This is a genomic window from Pseudoalteromonas sp. S4741 (genome assembly GCF_005886135.1).
Classification (GTDB): domain Bacteria; phylum Pseudomonadota; class Gammaproteobacteria; order Enterobacterales; family Alteromonadaceae; genus Pseudoalteromonas; species Pseudoalteromonas tetraodonis.
Map to the genome: position 1 here is coordinate 1 of NZ_PNCN01000089.1, position 20,208 is coordinate 20,208.

General features: G+C 40.4%; 17 protein-coding genes. 7 read left to right on the forward strand and 10 right to left on the reverse strand.

Translation table 11 applies throughout. The features are described from left to right. Window positions 1-332: 332 nt before the first annotated feature. From pxpB to CWC30_RS12800, 4 genes are all read left to right on the forward strand, one after another. Complete coding sequence (gene pxpB / locus CWC30_RS12785) at window positions 333-989, forward strand: 5-oxoprolinase subunit PxpB (protein ID WP_138627278.1); 657 nt, start codon at window positions 333-335, stop codon at window positions 987-989. Then, window positions 986-1,927 carry a 5-oxoprolinase subunit C family protein gene (locus CWC30_RS12790; RefSeq protein WP_138627279.1) on the forward strand — a complete coding sequence of 314 codons (942 nt, stop codon included), beginning with the start codon at window positions 986-988 and terminating at the stop codon, window positions 1,925-1,927. The genes pxpB and CWC30_RS12790 overlap by 4 nt, the downstream gene beginning before the upstream one ends. Before the next feature lie 287 nt (window positions 1,928-2,214). Then, a complete protein-coding gene (gene asnB / locus CWC30_RS12795; protein ID WP_138627280.1) occupies window positions 2,215-3,882 on the forward strand; it encodes an asparagine synthase B in 1,668 nt (555 codons plus the stop codon). Between the two features lie 772 nt (window positions 3,883-4,654). Continuing rightward, entirely contained in the window at window positions 4,655-6,235 is a 1,581-nt protein-coding gene (locus tag CWC30_RS12800; protein WP_036982759.1) for a BCCT family transporter, read from the forward strand. A 75-nt stretch (window positions 6,236-6,310) separates the two neighbouring features. Here the strand turns inward: CWC30_RS12800 and CWC30_RS12805 are convergent, their stop codons facing one another. From CWC30_RS12805 to CWC30_RS12820, 4 genes are all read right to left on the reverse strand, one after another. Next, on the reverse strand, window positions 6,311-7,012 hold the full coding sequence (locus CWC30_RS12805; RefSeq protein WP_036982761.1) for a 3'-5' exonuclease: 702 nt from the start codon (window positions 7,010-7,012) through the stop codon (window positions 6,311-6,313). Between the two features lie 3 nt (window positions 7,013-7,015). Further along, window positions 7,016-8,911 (reverse strand): putative nucleotidyltransferase substrate binding domain-containing protein, encoded by a 1,896-nt coding sequence (locus CWC30_RS12810; RefSeq protein WP_138627281.1) that lies wholly within the window; start codon window positions 8,909-8,911, stop codon window positions 7,016-7,018. A gap of 86 nt (window positions 8,912-8,997) precedes the next feature. Then, the gene (locus tag CWC30_RS12815) at window positions 8,998-12,078 is read right to left on the reverse strand and encodes an efflux RND transporter permease subunit (protein WP_138627282.1); all 3,081 of its coding nucleotides are present in this window, start codon (window positions 12,076-12,078) and stop codon (window positions 8,998-9,000) included. A gap of 2 nt (window positions 12,079-12,080) precedes the next feature. Beyond that, window positions 12,081-13,097 carry an efflux RND transporter periplasmic adaptor subunit gene (locus tag CWC30_RS12820; protein ID WP_138627283.1) on the reverse strand — a complete coding sequence of 339 codons (1,017 nt, stop codon included), beginning with the start codon at window positions 13,095-13,097 and terminating at the stop codon, window positions 12,081-12,083. Between the two features lie 220 nt (window positions 13,098-13,317). Between CWC30_RS12820 and CWC30_RS12825 the strand changes: the two genes are divergently transcribed. Then, the gene (locus CWC30_RS12825) at window positions 13,318-13,755 is read left to right on the forward strand and encodes a hypothetical protein (protein WP_138627284.1); all 438 of its coding nucleotides are present in this window, start codon (window positions 13,318-13,320) and stop codon (window positions 13,753-13,755) included. Window positions 13,756-13,814: 59 nt separating this feature from the next. Here CWC30_RS12825 and trhO read toward each other — a convergent pair whose 3' ends face one another. Then, entirely contained in the window at window positions 13,815-14,822 is a 1,008-nt protein-coding gene (gene trhO, locus CWC30_RS12830; protein ID WP_138627285.1) for an oxygen-dependent tRNA uridine(34) hydroxylase TrhO, read from the reverse strand. A 205-nt stretch (window positions 14,823-15,027) separates the two neighbouring features. Here trhO and CWC30_RS12835 point away from each other — a divergent pair, with 205 nt between their 5' ends. Continuing rightward, window positions 15,028-16,350 carry a DEAD/DEAH box helicase gene (locus CWC30_RS12835; protein WP_138627286.1) on the forward strand — a complete coding sequence of 441 codons (1,323 nt, stop codon included), beginning with the start codon at window positions 15,028-15,030 and terminating at the stop codon, window positions 16,348-16,350. A gap of 2 nt (window positions 16,351-16,352) precedes the next feature. Further along, the gene (locus tag CWC30_RS12840) at window positions 16,353-17,183 is read left to right on the forward strand and encodes a CvfB family protein (protein ID WP_138627287.1); all 831 of its coding nucleotides are present in this window, start codon (window positions 16,353-16,355) and stop codon (window positions 17,181-17,183) included. A 55-nt stretch (window positions 17,184-17,238) separates the two neighbouring features. Here CWC30_RS12840 and CWC30_RS12845 read toward each other — a convergent pair whose 3' ends face one another. The 5 genes from CWC30_RS12845 to ihfB form a co-directional block, all read right to left on the reverse strand. Beyond that, window positions 17,239-17,613, reverse strand: coding sequence for a hypothetical protein (locus tag CWC30_RS12845; protein WP_171034720.1), 375 nt, complete (start codon window positions 17,611-17,613; stop codon window positions 17,239-17,241). A gap of 90 nt (window positions 17,614-17,703) precedes the next feature. Then, window positions 17,704-18,408: an orotidine-5'-phosphate decarboxylase gene (pyrF, locus tag CWC30_RS12850; protein WP_016899932.1), complete on the reverse strand. Its 705-nt coding sequence runs from the start codon at window positions 18,406-18,408 to the stop codon at window positions 17,704-17,706. A 33-nt stretch (window positions 18,409-18,441) separates the two neighbouring features. After that, window positions 18,442-19,578, reverse strand: a complete 1,137-nt coding sequence (gene lapB / locus CWC30_RS12855) for a lipopolysaccharide assembly protein LapB (RefSeq protein WP_069439429.1) — start codon at window positions 19,576-19,578, stop codon at window positions 18,442-18,444. Between the two features lie 2 nt (window positions 19,579-19,580). Continuing rightward, window positions 19,581-19,862 (reverse strand): lipopolysaccharide assembly protein LapA domain-containing protein, encoded by a 282-nt coding sequence (locus CWC30_RS12860; protein ID WP_036982773.1) that lies wholly within the window; start codon window positions 19,860-19,862, stop codon window positions 19,581-19,583. A 21-nt stretch (window positions 19,863-19,883) separates the two neighbouring features. Then, window positions 19,884-20,171 (reverse strand): integration host factor subunit beta, encoded by a 288-nt coding sequence (gene ihfB / locus CWC30_RS12865; RefSeq protein WP_008114744.1) that lies wholly within the window; start codon window positions 20,169-20,171, stop codon window positions 19,884-19,886. Between the last annotated feature and the right edge of the window lie 37 nt (window positions 20,172-20,208).

A 20,208-nucleotide genomic window follows, 5' to 3' on the forward strand; every position in this document is an offset into this window, starting at 1 on the left:
GGGACTGTTGACCTTGCATGGTTAAATTTGCAGCAGTTTGTTTGGTGTTTAGACAAGGCAGAGCCTATGTGGTGTGGTTATTCCCCATAAAATAGGCGATAACGAAGCATCAATGCCAAACAGGCGCTGCCCTTCGGGTTCTGCCTAGGAGCGATTTTAATCCGCAAAGGTCAACAGACCCTAAAGCAGACCTTTAAACGCAAGAATAAATTTCACACACAATAAAACTTTACGAAGACGGGAATTTAATCGATCCGAGTTTGTCTATTAATATCGTAATAGCACAACGACTGTGATAGCTTAAATACAAACAATATTAATAAGTTATCTGTATGAGCACTTTGCCAAGTATAAAAATATTAACAAATTCTAGTCTGCTTTTTGATGTTTCTCACTACAGTGAACAACATATACTTGCGACGCAAAAAAAACTCTGGGCGCTGTCACAGTATTGTAAAAACACCAATGAGTTTATAGATTTAGTCCCCGGGATGAACTCATTAACCTTGTATTTAAAATCTGCCAGTAATTTACATCAATGGCAAAACACCTTAACCAAACTATGGGATGAAGTTGATGATTACGCCTTTGAAAGTCAGCATCATAAAATAGACACCTATTATCAAGGTGAAGATTTAAACTATGTGGCTAATTATCACCAGCTAACAATAGATGAGGTAATTAATCTACACAGTAAAGAAATTTACCATGTGTTGTTTTTAGGTTTTGTGCCCGGTTTCCCTTATTTACATGGGCTCAACGCTCAACTGTTTACCCCAAGACGTGATAACCCACGAGTCAGTGTTCCTAAAGGCGCAATTGCGATTGGGGCAGACCAAACAGGCATTTACCCTGAAGACTCACCCGGTGGCTGGCATATTATTGCTCATACTGATGCCTGTTTATTTGATGCAACCGCCTCAAACCCTTGTTTATTTAAACCCGGTGACACCCTTCAATTTGTGCCTGTTAAAAGGAGTAAACAATGATTAAAGTAATCAAACCCGGTATACAGCTTACAATCCAAGATTTAGGCCGTGTGGGTTTTCGTCATTTAGGGGTTAGCTGCTCGGGTAGTCTAGACACCTATGCGCACATTATTGCCAATCGCTTAGTAAATAATCACGATAACGATGCCGTACTTGAACTCACCGTTGGGTTATGTGAATTACAATTTGAGTGCGATACCGTCATTGCTCTGCATGGAGCCGACTTAAATGCTAAACTTGACGCTCAAGCCGTTTACCCCGGGTGGAGTTATCCGGTAAAAGCAAAACAAACACTTAAATTTGATACAGGACGCGGTGGCTCCAGAGCTTACATTGCCGTAAAAGGTGGAATTGAATGCCCTGAAGTTATGGGTTCTAAATCAACTGACTTAGGGGCAGCCATTGGTGGTTATAATGGCCGAGCATTACAAAGCGACGATATTATAAAAATAACCCCCTATACTCAGCCTTGGCTATGCAATAAAGGCGCATTAACACCGCCTAAACGAAAAGTTATTCGGCTACATCAAGGCCCACATCATGAACTACTTACACCTGAGTGTATAAACGCTTTCTGTACCACCTCATTTACTATTAACCCGAATAGCAATCGAATGGGAGTACGCCTAGATCATAATAATAGCCAAATAATGCAACACTCGCTTTCGCTACACTCACTCGCGGTAGCACCGGGAAGCGTGCAACTCCCACCCGATGGCAACCCAATTGTGCTATTAAATGATGCACAAACAACGGGGGGCTACCCATTGATAGGCCATGTAATAGAGGCGGATTTACATCAGTTTGCTCAGTTTAGAACCGCCGATTCAATTACTTTTGAGTTTGTAACGCTTGAACAAGCAAACGCGGCAAAAAACAAACTCGATGCACATCTATCTCAGCTTAAACTGAGTTTAAATCGCTATTGGGCTAATTAACTTAAAGCTATTTTCTTAACGATTATATTTGCACCCACTTGGTGCAAATATAAATTTTCATGAGCATTAAATGCTTATCCCTGCCTGTTTTAAATTAAAAATTGTACAATCAGTTGCTATCACACTATCAACCTCACCATGTTGGTGCACCAGCAACTTATTTGGTGCATAAATTATTCTTATTAATTTAAAAAAGCCGTGTGACTTAGTTATTTATTTCTGATAAAACAAGGTTAGTCTTTAGCAAACTCGCTATCGTAGGCACTTAATAGGAATGAGGAAAAATTATGTGTTCAATTTTTGGTGTACTCGATATTAAATCGGATCCCAGCCAGTTACGCACTCAGGCAATCGAAATGTCTAAACTGTTACGTCATCGTGGGCCTGATTGGTCTGGTGTGTATTCATCTGATAAAGCAATTTTAGTGCATGAGCGCTTAGCCATTGTTGGCGTATCAAGCGGTGCTCAACCCCTTTACAACCCAGAAAAAACCCATATTTTAGCGGTTAATGGCGAAATTTATAACCACAAAGAGCTGGCCGCTAATTTAGAGGTTGACTTTGATTTTCAAACCCAGTCAGATTGTGAAGTGATTTTAGCCCTGTATAAACAAAAAGGGCCGGCATTTTTAGATGACTTAAATGGTATTTTTGCTTTTTGTTTATATGACGAAGAGCAAGACGCGTACTTAATTGGTCGCGATCACATTGGTATTATTCCACTGTACACAGGTCACGATGAGCACGGTAACTTTTATGTAGCGTCAGAGCTCAAAGCACTCTCACCTATTTGTAAGCACATTGAAGAGTTTCCGCCGGGGCATTACCTTTACAGCAAAGACGGCAAATTAACCCCTTACTATCAACGTGATTGGCAACGCTTTGACGCTGTTAAAAACAACGATGCTAAAGCAGAAGATGTAAAAGATGCATTGGAAGCGGCGGTTAAGCGCCAGCTTATGTGTGATGTACCTTATGGCGTATTGCTATCGGGTGGCTTAGATTCATCGGTTATTTCCGCTATTACCCAACGCTTTGCTGCAAAACGTATTGAAGATAACGATGAAAGTGATGCTTGGTGGCCTAAACTGCATTCCTTTTCGGTGGGTTTAGAAGGCTCCCCCGATTTAGCCGCAGCGCAAAAGGTAGCTGATATGATAGGGACTATTCACCACCCCATTATCTTTACTATTCAACAAGGTATTGATGCACTTAAAGAAGTGATTTACCACATTGAAACTTACGATGTAACCACCATTCGTGCATCAACCCCAATGTACTTAATGGCCCGTCAAATTAAAGCCATGGGTATAAAAATGGTGCTCTCAGGTGAAGGTGCAGATGAATTATTTGGCGGTTATTTATATTTTCATAAAGCGCCTAATGCACAAGAGTTTCATGAAGAGCTGAACCGTAAAGTTTCAAAACTGCATATGTTTGATTGTTTACGTGCTAATAAATCAATGGCAGCTTGGGGTGTTGAAGCACGCGTACCATTTTTAGATAAAGAGTTTGTTGATGTGGCAATGCGCATTAACCCTGAAGCTAAAATGTGTAAAGGCGGAAAAATTGAAAAACACATTTTACGTGCAGGCTTTGACGGCTACCTCCCAGATGAAGTGTTATGGCGTCAAAAAGAGCAATTCTCTGATGGCGTTGGCTACAGCTGGATAGATACCTTAAAAGAGTTTGTTAATGAGCAAGTAACGGATCAGGAATTGGCGAATGCCAAATTTAAATACCCAATTAATACCCCAGACTCTAAAGAAGCGTATTTTTACCGCAGTATTTTTGAGTCGCACTTCCCAGGCGATGCCTCGGCTAAGTGTGTACCACATGGTAAATCAGTTGCGTGTTCAACCCCAGAAGCACTTGCATGGGATGCATCATTTCAAAATAATGCCGATCCATCAGGGCGCGCCGCGGGCGTTCACAATGAAGCATATATAAAATAGTTCACACACTACCTACGCTGCAGGTTAAATACTGCAGCTTTACTTCGCTATTTTTTGTACATAATTTTCTTAAAAATTTTATAGTACTGAGAGAAGTAAATAAGAATACAAAAGCCATTCCATCTCTTTTTAGTTTCTGTTGTTTGTCCCTTCTCTAAAAGCGAAGCGTCTTTTTGCCATTTTTGTGAATTAAATTTCACAGGTAAGATAAGCCTTCAACCAAATTAGTTTTAATAGCAGAATAATTTAGTCGCTTTTTACAAAAACTATTTCAATCCAACTTTTCATTAGCCTCATTAAAAAATGTTTAACTGGCTCATAACCCTAAAAAATAAAAATATTATTAAAATGTAACTAAAAAATCATTTTAACAATTAATAGTAATTTAAAACCCTGGCTTGGGTTTTTACGTATACAATAGCGCTTTTAGTTATTTTCTTGCCTGATTAGGCCGAATATTCACTTACTTAGCTTTGCATTCATTGCTATTTACGACTATAAAATAAAGTGCTAGCGCGTTAGTTTTCATTTTCTCAGCGACCAGACATGTACAAAAAAAGACAAAGTCAGCTCAAAATTTTAGCAAAGTGTTAATTCTTTCGTATTTAATATTTAACTCCCCTAGCAGTAAAGGTATGATGGGCAATTGAATTAGTTAGTCTTCTAATTATTCGTGTTGTTAGCTTTGGCAAAAAATCTAATAACACGAATACAGTGAACTATAAAAAACTGGCATTAAGCCAGCCTGTTTCATTAACCAATGAGGTATTGCATGAGCGAGAATCATGACAAGTACAGTATTGACAATACGGACTACACCGTAGGTCAAGACAACGTGCAAAAATGGGGGTTTGATATACATAACCCTGTATTCGGAATAAGTGCAGGGTTAATAGCGCTGTTTTTAATTGCCGTATTAGTATCTGATGCCGAAGTTGCTAAAACGACGCTAGATGGTATTAAAACCGATATTATTAATAATTTTGACGGCCTGTTTATGTGGGCTGCTAACTTCTTTGTTATTTTTTGTTTAGTTTTAATTTTTTCGCCTTACGGCAATATCCGTTTAGGCGGCGACGATGCTAAACCATCTCACTCTCGTATTTCTTGGCTGGCAATGTTATTTGCAGCAGGTATGGGTATTGGCTTAATGTTTTGGGCGGTTGCTGAACCAGTTGCATACTACACTGGTTGGTATGAAACACCACTCAATGTAACAGCTAACACACCAGAAGCCGCAAAAATGGCAATGGGTGCTACTATGTTCCATTGGGGTCTTCATCCATGGGCCATTTATGCGGTTGTCGCGCTTTCGTTAGCGTTTTTTACTTACAATAAAGGCTTACCACTTTCTATTCGTTCGATTTTTTACCCAATTTTAGGTGATAAAGCGTGGGGATGGCCTGGTCATATAATTGATATTTTAGCTGTATTAGCAACCTTATTTGGTTTAGCTACGTCGCTTGGGTTAGGTGCACAACAAGCTTCTGCCGGTATTAACCACGTATTTGGTTTAGAAGGTGGCGTAGGTTCGCAAATTCTGGTTATTACAGGTGTTACTTTACTAGCCGTCGTCTCTGTTATTCGAGGCATTGATGGTGGCGTTAAATTACTTAGTAACGTCAATATGCTTATTGCTTTAGTGCTACTGGTATTTGTATGTTTAGTTGGTTTTGCTGTATCTATGGGTAATATACCAAACACGGTAATGGGCTATGTAGAAAACATTATTCCGTTAAGTAACCCACATGGTCGTGAAGATGAAACATGGATGCATGGATGGACAGTATTTTATTGGGCTTGGTGGATTTCGTGGTCACCGTTTGTAGGTATGTTTATTGCCCGTGTTTCACGTGGCCGTACAATTCGTGAGTTTTTAACCGCTGTACTACTTATTCCTACAGCAGTCACTATCCTGTGGATGTCTATTTATGGCGGCATCGCAATTGACCAAGTAGTTAATGGAATTGGTGCCCTAGGAACTGACGGTTTAACAAGTGTGCCTATGGCGATGTTCCAAATGCTTGATGAAATGCCAATGGCGAACGTTTTATCTTTCATTGCTATTGTTTTAGTACTGGTATTCTTTATTACCTCTTCTGATTCAGGGTCACTTGTAATCGATTCAATCACAGCAGGTGGTAAGATTGATGCGCCGGTACCACAGCGTATTTTTTGGGCGTCTGTTGAGGGTGCTATCGCTGCTGCATTACTTTGGATTGGTGGCACTCAGGCGATTGAAGCACTGCAAGCGGGGGCTATATCAACCGGTCTGCCATTTACCATTGTATTGTTATTGATGTGTGTAAGCTTAATTTTAGGTTTACGAACTGAGCCTCGCCCAGTTAAATAACACACATTTCATAATAAAAAGCCGCAAATTGCGGCTTTTTTTTGTGCTTTATTTTTAACAGTAATGCTTCAATAGCTAAAGCCAAATTTCACTCAGTGGCGTGTCTGATCTATAGTGGTAACTCAGCTGCGCTTGCAGCAGCTCGGCAGTGGCTAGTGCATCAGTAAGCGCGTTATGGTTTTGATACAATGGCAATGAATAACGCTCCCGTGTATCACTTAACCTAAGTGATCCTAGCTTTGAATTAAACAGCCTGCCTAATAGCCCCTGCCGTGCTTTAAGCGCCCGCCTTTCTATTTCCATCGTATCAACTAGTGCAAACTCAATGCCCTCTTTTATACGCATAAGTAGCGCGTTATAAAAAAAATGACGTTCTATTGCAGCATAATGTACCACCACCACTTTGCCTTTAAGGGCATCAAGCAGTGGCGCTAAAATTCGATTAAGATCAGGGGCTTCATCCACTTCTGAATGAGTAATTCCATGAATAACTATTGACTCTTCACTTAAATCTCGTCGAGGTTGCACAACCCAGTGGCGGCTCTCTTTACAATAAATACGATTTACATTAAAAGGCACCAGCCCCACACTAACAATATCATCGCTATTCGCATCAAGGCCGGTTGTTTCAAAGTCGAGCGCCACAAAAGGGACATCTTTAAGTGGAGCAGCCTGATTGGTAAACGCTTGTTGATAAAAGTCTTTAAGCAGCGGGTTTTGCGCAGTTTGCAATAACTGCTCGTAGCGCTGTGGCCACCTTAACGTTGATTTACTCATAATTTATTTCACACCCGAATGCGCAGAATAACTAAATTTTAAAAAGCTCTGGGCTTTCTCTAAAATAGCAAAAGCTTCTTTTAAATTACTTTGCTCAAAGGGTGAAAGTAAATGGGGGTCTAAATCGTTATCTGGGGCTTCACCCTGCTCTATTTGCCATGCCTGATGACGAATACGCACTGTTGCAATATACTCAAACGCATCACGCAAATCTTGTGCTTTACCTTTAGGCAGTAAATTTGCCTCTATAATATCTTCTAAGCGCTCAAAGGAGTTTTGTTTACGTGAGCCAACCGCTAACGCGTGCACGCGCACCACATCAGATAGCGGCGCCGTACCACGGCGTTTTAAGTTCATTGACCGCTTATGCTGGCCATTATGCTCAAGTACAAAGCCGTTAAAGAATCCTAATGGTGGCGTTCTGTTGCGAGCATTGGCAGCAAGGTTCGCTAAAAAGCGCTTATTTACTTTGCTTTCTTTGGCCACCAGCGTTTTAAGCTCATCGGCCCATTTTAGCTTGCCCCACACACCATCTAAGTCAAAAAATATCGAGCTATTAAGCAGTGCTTGCGGTTTCGGTTCGGCCATCCAGCTAGCAAATTTTTCTTTCCATTGTGTACGGGTCATACGCCATTTTTTAAACGACGCCATAATTTCACCGTCACAATAGGTATAGCCACATTTAGCTAAACCATCACACACAAAATCTGATAGGTTTTGAAAATACTCATCGTGCAGTGCTTCATCAAAACTATTATCCAAAATGAGAGCATTATCTTGATCGGTCACAATTAGCTGCTCGTCGCGGGCCATTGAGCCTAAGGCTATAAAACAATAAGGAATAGGCGGCTCGCCAAATTTTTCTTCGGCCAATGCTAATAAACGCTGTTTAAAGGTACGCCCTATGACCGCCATAGCGGTTCCGATCATATGCGAATTTGCATCTTCATTAACCATACGTACAAATACATTAGGTAATTGGCGTGCGTAATGAACTAAGTCATCAACTGATTGCTGCGCTAAAATACCGCGTACTAACAGTAAGCTACTTTGTGATTCATAACGTAAAATGTCAGACAGTGATATTACCCCAATTGGCCGTTTTTTATGTACCACAGGTAAATGATGTAAGTTATCTCTTAGCATGGCTAATACGGCTTCAAACACATAGGCGTTGCTATCAAGTAGTACTAAGCTTGATGTCATTACTTCTTTGGCGGGTGTATCATATGTTAACCCTTGGGCAACTACCTTAGTGCGAATGTCTCTGTCGGTTATAATTCCAACGACTTGACCGTCGTCTTCTTCTGGGTCGTCGCTTATTTGTTTTTCTATATCAGTAACTAACACTGAAGACACTGATTCTTGGGTCATTAAAAACGCGACGTCTTTAATGGGTGTTAACGTAGTTACCGTAACCACATCACGGTGCAATAATGACTTAACTTTCGCGGTGGTTAAATCATTGCTGTCGGCTTGCTCTACAATGGCTTGGTGCAAACGTACGTTACCATCAACTTCGAAAAAATCGGCAAAGGTTTCGTATTTATCACAGTATTCATTGAAGGTATTAACATTAATACAATAGGTTAAGGTGTCTTCAAGCGCACGAGCCGGAAAGCGTACTTTGCGGTTCATCAATAGGCCCATTTGGCCAAAAATGCCGCCTGTGGCTAAACGATTATAGAGCTCGCCATTACGACGTGAAATTTCAACCGAGCCACTACGAATAATATATAAGTCACTAATATCTTGGCCTAAATGTAAAATATCAGTTTGTGCACGAAAATAGGCAACTTCAATTTGCATTGCTAGTTCGTTTAGTGCCTCGCTCTCAAGCGTATCAAAGGGGGGGTGTTCAACTAAAAATTGGGCTATTTCAACTTGCTCGGCCTGCATGGGTGGTCCTTGTGGCTTTAATCTAGTTGAATTGTGGGCTTAATTGGCTATTTTTTCAAAGAAAAATAGCCAATTAGCGTAATTAGTTAGTCTAGCTGCTCCAGCTCTTGGGCTAATTGCTTTGATTCATCGCCACGAGGACTGGTAAAGCGGGCTAACCCTAAATAAATCACCGGTGTTAAGTAAAGCGTAAACAATACCGCTAACGCGAGTCCACCAAATACCACCCAGCCAATGGCGTTACGTGCTTCTGCTCCTGCACCTGTTGACATAATTAGGGGTAACGCACCGAGTAAGGTCGATATTAAGGTCATGGTGATTGGTCTTAAACGTACCAATGCAGCTTGTTCAACCGCTTTTCGAACACTCAGCCCCTGATCTCTTAATTGATCAGCAAACTCGACCAATAAAATTGCATTTTTAGCGATTAACCCAATTAACATCACTAGGCCTATTTGCGAGTAAATATTTAGTGAGGTGCCGGTTAAATATAGCGCTAGAATGGCCGATGTAATCCCAAATGGTACAGTGATCATTACTACAATTGCGCTGTTAACATTTTCAAATTGCGCCGCAAGTACTAAAAACACAATTAAAAATGCCAATACGTAGGTCATTAATACTTCGTTGGAGGTTTCTTCAAATGTCAGTGCTTCCCCTTTAAATGCAAGAGTAATACCTGCTGGTAATGATTGCTCAGACACTTGCTTTATTTGTTCCACTAAGGTGGCAATTGTTAAGCCCTCAGGCAGCTCCATACTGAGCTCTATGGCACGGCGCTGAGCATGACGCTCAAGCTCTGCGGCAACCCCTTCCTCTGAAATGTTAGCGACACTACTTAGCGGCACCAATTGATTATTACGGGCTCTAATAAACAAGTTTGCTAAATCACTTGGGTCGTTAATAGTTTGATTTTGTGCCTGTAGCATAATAGGAATAGATTGATCGCCTATGTTTAAATCAGCGATATCGTCACCATTAATAGCGGCTCTTAAAGTAATTGCGATATCACTTAAAGACACGCCAAGTTCTTCTGCGCGTCGTCTGTCGATATTCACACGCAATTGCGGCTGCGATGGCTGATACGATACTCTTACCGGCGCAACCTCTGGCACGGCTTTTTCAAGATCAGCTGAGAACTGCTGTGCAGCCTTAAATATTTCAAGGTAATCTTGTCCCAGTAAAGCGATTTCTATGCCGCCACCTTGGCCACGTAAATTTAAGCTATTTGCCCCACCTGGGTAAGCAGGTGCACCAGGGATGTTGCCTAAAGGCTGGCGAATTTTATTAATAATTTCTTGTTGGCTAAAGTTACGTTCATCCCAATGCTTTAATGGCACAGTAATAAACACAATATTGGGATCCCATTGCCCAACCACAGTGTAAATAGACTCAATTTCACCACTTTCAACGAAAGGCAGTAAGGTATCTTCCATTTTAATGGCTTGTCTATCCATAAAATTTAAGCCTACGCCATCAGGTCCGCGGGCAAATATTCTAATTTTACCGCGGTCTTCAGTAGGGAGCAGTTCGTTATCTAAACTCATATACAACGCACCCGAACCGCCTGCAACTAATAAACTAACAATAAAGGTAACCCAAGCATGCTCCAGTACTTTATGAATTGTTTTGGTATAAATATTGGCAAGCACGTTACCAAATTTAGCAAAGGGGTGAAAACCACCTTGTTTGAGTTTTAATTTTGAGGTGAGCGCCGGCACTAACGATAACGCAACAAAGCTAGATATAATTACCGCACCAGCTAGTACCCCACCAAACTCCCTAAATAAACGCCCTGCTGTAGAGGGTAAAAATGCGATGGGTACAAACACAGCCGCTAATACTGCAGTGGTGGCAATAACGGCAAAAAATACTTCGCGGGTACCAACAACCGCTGCGGCACGCCTTCCAAGCCCTAACCCTCGCTGGCGTTGAATATTTTCACTCACTACAATTGCATCATCAACAATTAATCCTGTCGCTAATACCAGTGCTAATAAGGTTAAAATATTAATTGAAAACCCAAGTGCCCATATCAGTGCTAATGAACCTATAAGCGCAACAGGAATGGCAAATGCTGGGACTAGTGTTGCACGCCATGAACCAATAAACACCCACAAGGTGATGATCACTAGCAGTACCGTCAGTACTAATGAGTTAATCACTTCATCTACTGAGCTTCTAATAAACTGCGCATCATCTGATGTTAGCGTAAACTCCATCTCTGGAAAGCGCTCACGCATTCCCTCTATAAGGTTGAGTACTTCATCAGAAATTTCGATGGTGTTGGACTGTGCTTGGCGAATAATTTCCATGCCGATAACAGGTTTACCATTGAGCCTTACCATAGAGCGCGGATCGGCAGGACCAAAGTACACGGCAGCAATATCGCTAATGCGAGTATCGCCCTGGATTATAATGTCGCCCACCTGTGCGGGGGTAACAGACGTTGCATCAGCGCGCACTATTATTTGCTGATCGTTTGATTTTAAACTCCCTGCAGGCACATCAAAGGGGGCTTGCCTGAGTACATCGGCGACATCTGGAATAGTTAAGTTAAAGCTGCTGAGCTTTAATGGATCAATGCGAACCCTAAGCACACGTTCTCTATCGCCGTTTAATCGTACGTCGGCAACGCCAGGGATAGTTAAAAACTGCGGCGCTAAATCAACATCAACCCGCTCTGTTAATGCCTCTAACGATAAACTTTCGCTTGATACTGTTAATGAAACTACTGCTTCAGCGTCGTTATCAGCCTTAATAATAGAAACGCGCTCTACCTCTTCAGGGAGCTCTCTTTGCACTCGAGCAACTGACTCACGCGTTTCATTAGCGGCATCATCCAGATTAACACCCGGTCTAAATTCAACCACAATGCGAGAATTACCTTCTTCACTTTGTGCACGAATCGATTTAACACCGCTCACGCGGGCCACGGCACCTTCAAGTTTACTGGTAACTTCGGTATCAACGGTTTCAGGTGAACCACCAGGGAACGAGGCTGATACGGTAATACGGGGTCTGTCTACATCTGGAAGCTCTCGAACTTCTACGCCTGCTATGGCGGCAATTCCGGCAATAATAATCAGTAAATTCAGTACCACAATAAGCACTGGGCGGCGAATAGCCATTGATGGCAAGTCTTGCATCATAGGTTGCTGTTTCATGGCTACTCCTGCGTATTAGCGATTGGCGCTGAGAAGCTTAGCTCTTGGTTAGCTCGTAAGCGTTGTACGCCCTCTACCACTAAGTTATCTTGTTCTTTTAAAGCCCCCGAAACTAATAAACGACCTGCAAGGCGCTGTTCAATTTTCACATCAATTCGAGTGGCTTTTTTACCAACACTTGTCCAAACGTAAGGGCCTGTTGCTCCCCACAGTAATGCCGCTTCAGGTACAGCAGCAAAACGTTGTCCTTCTACTTCAATATGAACACGAAAACTCATGCCGGGTAAAAACTTTTGCTGCGGGTTTTCAAGCTGCGCTTTTACACGTAAGGTGCGAGTTTGTGGGTCTATTCGTGAATCTAGATAAGCAATTTTTGCGTTTACAGCATTTTGTGACTGCCAAGGGAATACTTTTACATTGCCTTTATTGCGCAGCATATAAACGGCCGATTCTGGGGCGTTAAAGTTTATATATAAAGCACGCGTATCATCAATACTTGCAATCGCCGTTTGGGGAGTAATTCTGTCACCCACTTCAACGTCGGTAAGTCCCATAGTGCCGTTAAAAGGCGCACGAACTTGGCGGTCTTCAAATTCTGTTTCTGCTTGGGTAAGGGTCACTTTTGCTAATTCAACAACTGTTTTTGCATCATCCACATCACTCTGTGGCACAGCCCCTTTTGCTTGGCTTTGCTTTAAACGTGCGAGGGTTCTTTGGGTGTCAGCAAGTTTTATTTTTGCCTCTTCAAGTGCCGCTTTTTGTCTGCGTGAATCAAGTTCGAGTAACACATCACCGGCCTTTACGCTATCACCCGGTTTAAAATGCACCGCCGTTACTTTATCGCCCACAGCCGGATATAAAATAACCGAATGAATTGCTTCGGCGTTACCGACAGCCTGAACTTGCTCTTTAGCACGTTCCATCGCTACCTGCTCCACCACGACATTGGCACTCTTTACAGATAAACTTAACGACATTAAAGAAAAAAACACGCTGGTAAAAAGAATTCGCGATTTCAAAGGAGCACCCTAATTAATTATTATTTGCATTATGTTACGCAGTTTAACAGCTCTATGATCAATAAATAGCTAAGTACGATAAATTAGCAAAACAATAAGCTGAAATTAAGCATGCTTGCCACTCTACATATTTTTACAGCTGCATACAAAATCCACACATATTTAAATTACATTTATGACTATGATTTAGCTCATCAATATTTTTAATAAAGGCACATTTATGAAAAAGAGTTTAATTATGGTGATCTTGCTATCAGGCTGTGCATCACAAGGGGTTGATCGGGCCGATCAAAATCAAGTCGTTAAACGTTATTATGCGTCTGTTGAATCAATACAAAAAGTAACACTCTCCTCAGAAGTGGGGACTGGAATAGCTGCTGGTGCGGGGTTTGGCTTTGTAGATAGCTTAGATGGCAACAAAGAAGAAATGATTGGCGGCGCGATTGTTGGTGGACTAGTCGGTGGATTATTTACTGCTTTATTTGAAGGGGGTAATAGCGCGTATCAGTATAATTTATATGCTGCTAATGAAGGTGAATTTACCGTTATTCAAAAGAAAAAGCTCGATAAAAACACAAAATGTGTGCTCGTCAATGCTGCCAATAAGGTCACGCTCTCTACTACAGATACAAGCAATTGTGAAAAGAGTTTAAAATAATAAAACCTCAGTTAAAACTGAGGTTTTATTATTAATACCGTACAAACAAAAAGTACCGCTTATTTATTTCGCTGTGCTTCTTTTTGCGCCTTTTTAGCTTCTTTACGTTGTTGTAAAACAGCTTGTGCTTCGTTACCAATGTGGCCTTCACCGCGCGCTTGAGCAAGCTCTATTTGCTTTTGGCGCTCTGCAAAGCGAGCGCGTTGTTCATCGGTTACATTGTCAATACAGTGGTGACACGACACCCCTTCCATGTATTCTGGCTTTAGCTTTTCTTCTTCTGTGATAGGCATGCGACATGCGTGACACTGATCGTATGAGCCTTTTTGTAAGTCATGATTTACCGCTACACGGTTATCAAATACAAAACACTCGCCTTCCCACATGGTTTCTTCTTTTGGCACTTCTTCTAGGTATTTTAATATGCCGCCTTCAAGGTGGTACACCTCATCAAAACCTTGCTCTTTCATATAGGCTGTTGATTTTTCACAGCGAATACCACCAGTACAAAACATGGCTACTTTTTTATGTTTTGATGGGTCTAGGTTTTCTTCGGCCCACTGAGGGAATTCACGGAATGTTTTAGTGTTTGGGTCTACTGCGTTTTGAAACGTACCAATTTCAATTTCGTAATCATTACGGGTATCAACAAGGATCACCTCTGGATCAGAAATAAGAGCATTCCATTCATGTGGTTTAACATAACTGCCCACTACTTTTAATGGGTCTACGCCTTCAACACCCATAGTCACAATTTCTTTTTTCAGCTTAACTTTTGTACGGTAAAACGGGCATTCGTCATCGTATGATTCTTTCGTTACGATGTCATTTAGATTCTCTTGTGTATCTAACCATGCTAGTAAGTTATCTATTCCTTGGCGTTTAGCTGATACAGTACCGTTAATACCTTCAGCAGCAAGTAATAAAGTACCACGTACTTCGTTGGCTTCCATTACTTCTAAGAGTGGTTTACGTAGTGCTTCAAAGTTTGGTAAAGCTACAAATTTATACATAGCACATACTACAAAGTGCTCGTTTGTTACATCATTTTTATGAACAGCAGTCATTTTGCTTCCTATTTTGCTTTGATAGCCTTAAGTGGCGTTTACCGAATCGTAAATCCGGCGCATATGGGGCGCGTATTTTACGCTTTTTTTATTTAAATGCAAAAAAATGGATGATAATGCGCTTTTTACTGTTAGCGCAGTAGCTCAGTGGGCTATAATGCGCGGATAAATTTATACAGACTTGCTCATATTGGAGAAACATACATTGCACTTTACTGATCTTGGGATTGATACTCGCCTAGAAACACAATTAGCGCACCAAGGGATCACCCAGCCTACCGATATTCAAGCTCATGCTGTGCCAACGGCACTGGCGGGACATGACATTTTCGCTCAGTCAAAAACTGGGTCAGGCAAAACTTTAGCGTTTTTATTACCGGCTGTGCAGCGTGTAATGAAACAAAAAGCACTCAGTAAACGTGATCCTCGTGTACTTATTGTTGCTCCAACTCGTGAGCTTGCGACCCAAGTTTTTACTCAACTTCGATTACTTATTGCCGGTACCAACATAAAGGCCGTTAAAATCCTCGGTGGCGAAAATTTTAACGACCAAATTAAAGCACTGCGTAACGACCCTCATTTTGTTGTCGCCACACCTGGGCGTTTAGCCGATCATTTAAAGCAACGTTCATTACAATTAAGTGGCCTAGAATTACTTATATTCGATGAAGCTGACCGTATTTTAGATTTAGGTTTTACCGATCAACTTAAACTAATTAATGAACTGGCCGATCATCGTCTTCGTCAAACTTTATTGTTTTCGGCGACATTAGATCATGCTCAAGTTGATGCGTTATCGCGTAATTTATTAAAAAAACCAAAACAAATTATGCTCAGTGCAGCCAATGAACAACACAGTGATATTAAACAAACATTGTACTTAGCTGACCACCTTGATCATAAAGAAGCACTGCTTGAGCACTTTTTAAACCAAGATAACGTTGGCCAGTGCATTATATTTACTGCCACACGAGCTGATACCAGCCGTTTAAGTGAATCATTAAATAGTAAAGGCTTTAAATCTGTCGCATTAGCTGGGGATTTAACTCAAGGTAAGCGCCTTGATATTATGGATGCGTTTAGCCGTGAAAACTTTAAAATATTAATTACTACAGATGTTGCTTCGCGCGGTTTAGATTTACTCAGTGTTACCCATGTTATTAACTTTGATTTACCGAAACACGCAGAAGAATACGTTCATCGTATTGGTCGTACTGGTCGTGCTGGTTTTAAAGGTAACGCATTATCACTTGTGGGCCCTAAAGATTGGGCAAGTTACTTGGCAATAAAATCATTTTTAAATGATGAGTTGTCGTTTGCTGCTGTTGAGGGTTTAAAAGCGAAATTTAAAGGCATTAAAGAGAAAAAAGTAGCGCCAATTAAACCGACTAAAAAAGCAGTGACTACTGATAAGCCACAGCCAAAACGAAAAGCAAAACCGAAAAAGCCAACGACCCCAATTAAAGCACCTCTTAATATTGATGGTGATACCCCGATGCGTCGTAAAAAAAAGCCTGAGCAGGAATAATTATGAGTTACCTAGGAACCACCCAAACCCTTTTTGTTAAAGAAGTCAGCAACGAAGGTGCCTATTTAGATGGGCATGACTTAGGTGAAGTTTTTTTACCTAAACATGAAATAAAACATGAGCTTGAAGCTGGCGATAGCATCAGCGTATTCACATTTTTAGATAATGCAAACCTGCCGACAGCCACAACTAAAAAGCCGCATGCTCAAGTCGGTGAATATGCCCTACTGCGTGTAAAAGAAATAAACAGCATAGGCGCGTTTTTAGATTGGGGCTTAGAAAAAGACGTACTCGCACCGTTTAATGAACAAAAACCACGTATGCAAGAAGGCTACTCATATTTAGTACGTTTATATCTTGATAACGCCAGTCAGCGTATTTGTGCCTCAACTAACTTTAATCGTTTTTTATCAAAAGATGAGCCTCAGTATAGTCATTTACAAGAAGTTGACTTAATTGTTGCAGGCAAAACTGATATTGGTTACAAGGTGCTTATTGAAGAATCTCATTTTGGCGTCGTGTTTTACAACATGGTGTTTAAGAACCTGTTTGTTGGTCAAAAGCTAAAAGGATTTATTCAAAAGGTACGTGAAGACGGAAAAATTGACGTCATACTTGAAAAACCTGGCATGGGTAAAGTAAACGAGCTTGGTGAAAAAATAATGGAAAAACTAAAAGATGAAGGTGGCATATTAGCCATAGGCGATAAGTCTGAACCTGAATTAATTAAAAAAGTATTTTCGACCAGCAAAGCAAACTACAAAAAAGCCATTGGCGGTTTATTTAAACAAGGCTTAATTGATATTGAAGCTAAGTCTATTCGTTTAAAATAATTAAATAAAAAGCCACTTAAATTTTAAACCTAAGTGGCTTTTTAGTATCTGAAATTTATAACCTAATGTTTTTATAAGGTAAGGTACAGCGAGAATATTCATTTGAATATTCAATTAATTCTTTTTTAGAATCTAAATTTAATGGCGCTAGCCTAAAAACTTTTTCTGTACACTCATTTTGCATTTCATCATGTGTCGCAACACAGTCTCTGCTGCTAACATCTATTTCTGCTAACACACCTTCATTGGTGTAACACAGATGCTGGGCATAATTTTGAGCAATTTTTTTAAACTTGAATAAATCAACGGGGTAACCAGATACCAAGTCATTAACGTTTGAAACATCATCATACACTTTAGTTGAAAAAACATATTTATTAACAGCAAGGCCACTAATGATAATTACAACTAAAAATATTATTATACGCAAAGCAAATCCCTCACTGCACACCCGTAATTTAAATGTAGCACAAAGAAAAACAGTTGTAAGGAGCTGCTCTTAATTATGCTAACTTTAAATTTAAGCTATTGATTCATTTACATCATTTAGTACTTTTACAGGGTTTTGTGCCTGGGTGATCGGACGCCCAATCACTAAATAGTCACTACCCGCTTCAATCGCTTCTTTAGGTGTCATAATACGTTTTTGATCGCCCGCATCACTGCCCGCTGGGCGAATACCTGGCGTAACTAATTTAAACTCTTTCCCTAAAGCAGCCTTTAAACTTTGCGCTTCTTGCGCGGAACAAACAACACCATCAAGCCCTGCTTGCTTTGTTAATTTAGCTAAATGCATAACTTGCTCTTGGGGAGATTTAGTTATACCTAAACGCTCAAGTTCAGCTTCGTCCATGCTGGTTAATACAGTTACTGCAATAAGTAATGGCGCTTTGTCGCCAAACTGCTCAAGTGCTTGTTTAGCTTTATGCATCATTTCATAACCGCCCGATGCATGTACATTGACCATCCATACACCCATTTTAGCCGCAGCAGTCACCGCTTTAGCAACGGTATTTGGAATATCGTGAAACTTTAAATCTAAAAATACATCAAAACCTAAATCGACCAATTCTTTAACAAATGCAGGACCAAAATAAGTAAACATTTCTTTGCCCACTTTTAATCGACAGGTATCTGGTGATAACTGTTTTACAAATGCTAAAGCAGTTTGCTGATCATCATAATCAAGCGCGATAAGAATTTTTTTTGATTTTTCGAAAGACATAACTATCCTACTAGTGAGCGAAAAGTATAAAGATTAAAATCCGTCTAAGCCTCTGCTAGGCACAATGGTTTCCCAGTGTTTACATGAAGGGCAATTCCAATAAATGGTGTAGCTAGTAAAGCCACAATGCTGACATTGAAAGTCGGGCTTAGTAGCGATATATGAGGTAACAAGTTTATCTATTTGATTAAGCACATCTTTTGTATTTTTATTTTCGGCGCTCATTAACTGCAATAAAAAACTAAAACCACGAATTGTGGGCTGACGTTTTAAACTATCAGTTAAAAACTCAAAGGCTTGTTCTGTATGGCCTTGCTCAAGCAACGCTTGGCAGTGCTGTATTTTTATCATTACTCCACCTTTTTCTAATAACTCCGCAACGAGTTCATGAAACTGATGGGTTAATTTTAGTTGCTTATAACTATGCGCTAACTTTTCAATAAACAATGGCGCAAAAAAAGTAAATTGGCAGATGAGTTCTCGCCAATAGTAAATTGCTTTTACGTAATCTTCTTTGGTGTAAGCTGACAGTCCAAGCTCATATAAAGGCCTAATTGTTTTAAAGTTTAAGCTGATGGCTTTACGCATAAGTTGTGGGTTATTACTGGCAATGGCATGCTCACAGTAAAAATTAGCGATGGCTTTAAAGTGTTGTTCTTTTGAAAAAAGCTCAGTATGCGCTTCAAACATATTAATGCCTTTTTCCCATTCACGGGTTTGTGAATATAAAGAAATAATAGGATCGAGTGCATCTGCATGGCTATTTTTTACCAGCCATATTAAATGTTCTTCTGCGCTGTCTAATAAGCCAGCCATAATATAATCTTCGGCTAGCTCTAAACGGCTATTAGCGGCTTGTTTTTCGTTAAGGCTTGGGTGTTTTAGCAGCAGTTCGTGAATTTTTATTGCGCGGTCAAGCTCGCCACGACGGCGAAACATGGTTGCTAAAGTAGAATAATGTTCAACAGAGTCAGCAGCTACTTCGAGCAAATTAATTAAGTGCTCAAGCCCCTGATCTTCTTCTCTATCCAGTAAAAACTTTAAGCCTTTACTGTACTCAGAAGTAATTTGACGATTAAACTGATGAGCCTGATTTTTTGCACTGTTTTTCCCCATGATCCAACCATATCCGGCAGCAACGGGAAGCAGTAAAAACAACAGCTCAATCATAATTAGGTGTCTTTGTTGGCAATACGCTTATTATTATCTTTTTCAGGCGTTAATTGCTTTTTTAAACGGTAATTTTGCCACTTTAATTGCGTGAACAATTTAAAACTCACAAAACAACCCACTACAACACCTAGCAAAAAGCAGATACTTAGTATAACGGCTAAAGGTAATGTATTACTGGCTATTATGTAGTTAATTTGTGTTAATTGTGGATTTTGCGAACCCAATACAAACGCACCAATTAAAAAAAGTGCCGCCAGAATAATTTTTAATACCTTGAACAAGTAACTACTCCAATAATTTTACTAAGCAATGCTCTCGTTTACACGGTCACGTAGTTCTTTGCCTGGCTTAAAATGAGGTACATGCTTACCATCTAACTCTACAGTTTCTCCTGTTTTAGGGTTACGGCCTGTACGAGGCGCACGGTAATGCAAAGAGAAACTTCCAAAACCTCGGATCTCAATACGATCTGAAGAAGATAATGAGCCGGCCATTTGTTCAAGAATTTCTTTAACAGCGTTCTCAACATCTTTCACAGGAATATGTGAATGTTGTTCAGCAAGTGTTTCTATCAGTTCTGACTTAGTCATAGCGTTTCCTTAAAAAGAAATAGTGGAAGGGCATAAA

Excerpts from the sequence above, each read along its gene's own strand:
- CWC30_RS12800 (WP_036982759.1), top strand. The coding sequence starts at position 4,655 with ATGAGCGAGAATCATGACAAGTACAGTATTGACAATACGGACTACACC.
- pxpB (WP_138627278.1), top strand. The coding sequence starts at position 333 with ATGAGCACTTTGCCAAGTATAAAAATATTAACAAATTCTAGTCTGCTT.
- pyrF (WP_016899932.1), bottom strand. The coding sequence starts at position 18,408 with ATGTCTTTCGAAAAATCAAAAAAAATTCTTATCGCGCTTGATTATGAT.
- CWC30_RS12805 (WP_036982761.1), bottom strand. The coding sequence starts at position 7,012 with ATGAGTAAATCAACGTTAAGGTGGCCACAGCGCTACGAGCAGTTATTG.
- CWC30_RS12815 (WP_138627282.1), bottom strand. The coding sequence starts at position 12,078 with ATGAAACAGCAACCTATGATGCAAGACTTGCCATCAATGGCTATTCGC.
- ihfB (WP_008114744.1), bottom strand. The coding sequence starts at position 20,171 with ATGACTAAGTCAGAACTGATAGAAACACTTGCTGAACAACATTCACAT.
- asnB (WP_138627280.1), top strand. The coding sequence starts at position 2,215 with ATGTGTTCAATTTTTGGTGTACTCGATATTAAATCGGATCCCAGCCAG.
- CWC30_RS12810 (WP_138627281.1), bottom strand. The coding sequence starts at position 8,911 with ATGCAGGCCGAGCAAGTTGAAATAGCCCAATTTTTAGTTGAACACCCC.
- lapB (WP_069439429.1), bottom strand. The coding sequence starts at position 19,578 with ATGATTGAGCTGTTGTTTTTACTGCTTCCCGTTGCTGCCGGATATGGT.
- CWC30_RS12840 (WP_138627287.1), top strand. The coding sequence starts at position 16,353 with ATGAGTTACCTAGGAACCACCCAAACCCTTTTTGTTAAAGAAGTCAGC.
- trhO (WP_138627285.1), bottom strand. The coding sequence starts at position 14,822 with ATGACTGCTGTTCATAAAAATGATGTAACAAACGAGCACTTTGTAGTA.
- CWC30_RS12790 (WP_138627279.1), top strand. The coding sequence starts at position 986 with ATGATTAAAGTAATCAAACCCGGTATACAGCTTACAATCCAAGATTTA.
- CWC30_RS12825 (WP_138627284.1), top strand. The coding sequence starts at position 13,318 with ATGAAAAAGAGTTTAATTATGGTGATCTTGCTATCAGGCTGTGCATCA.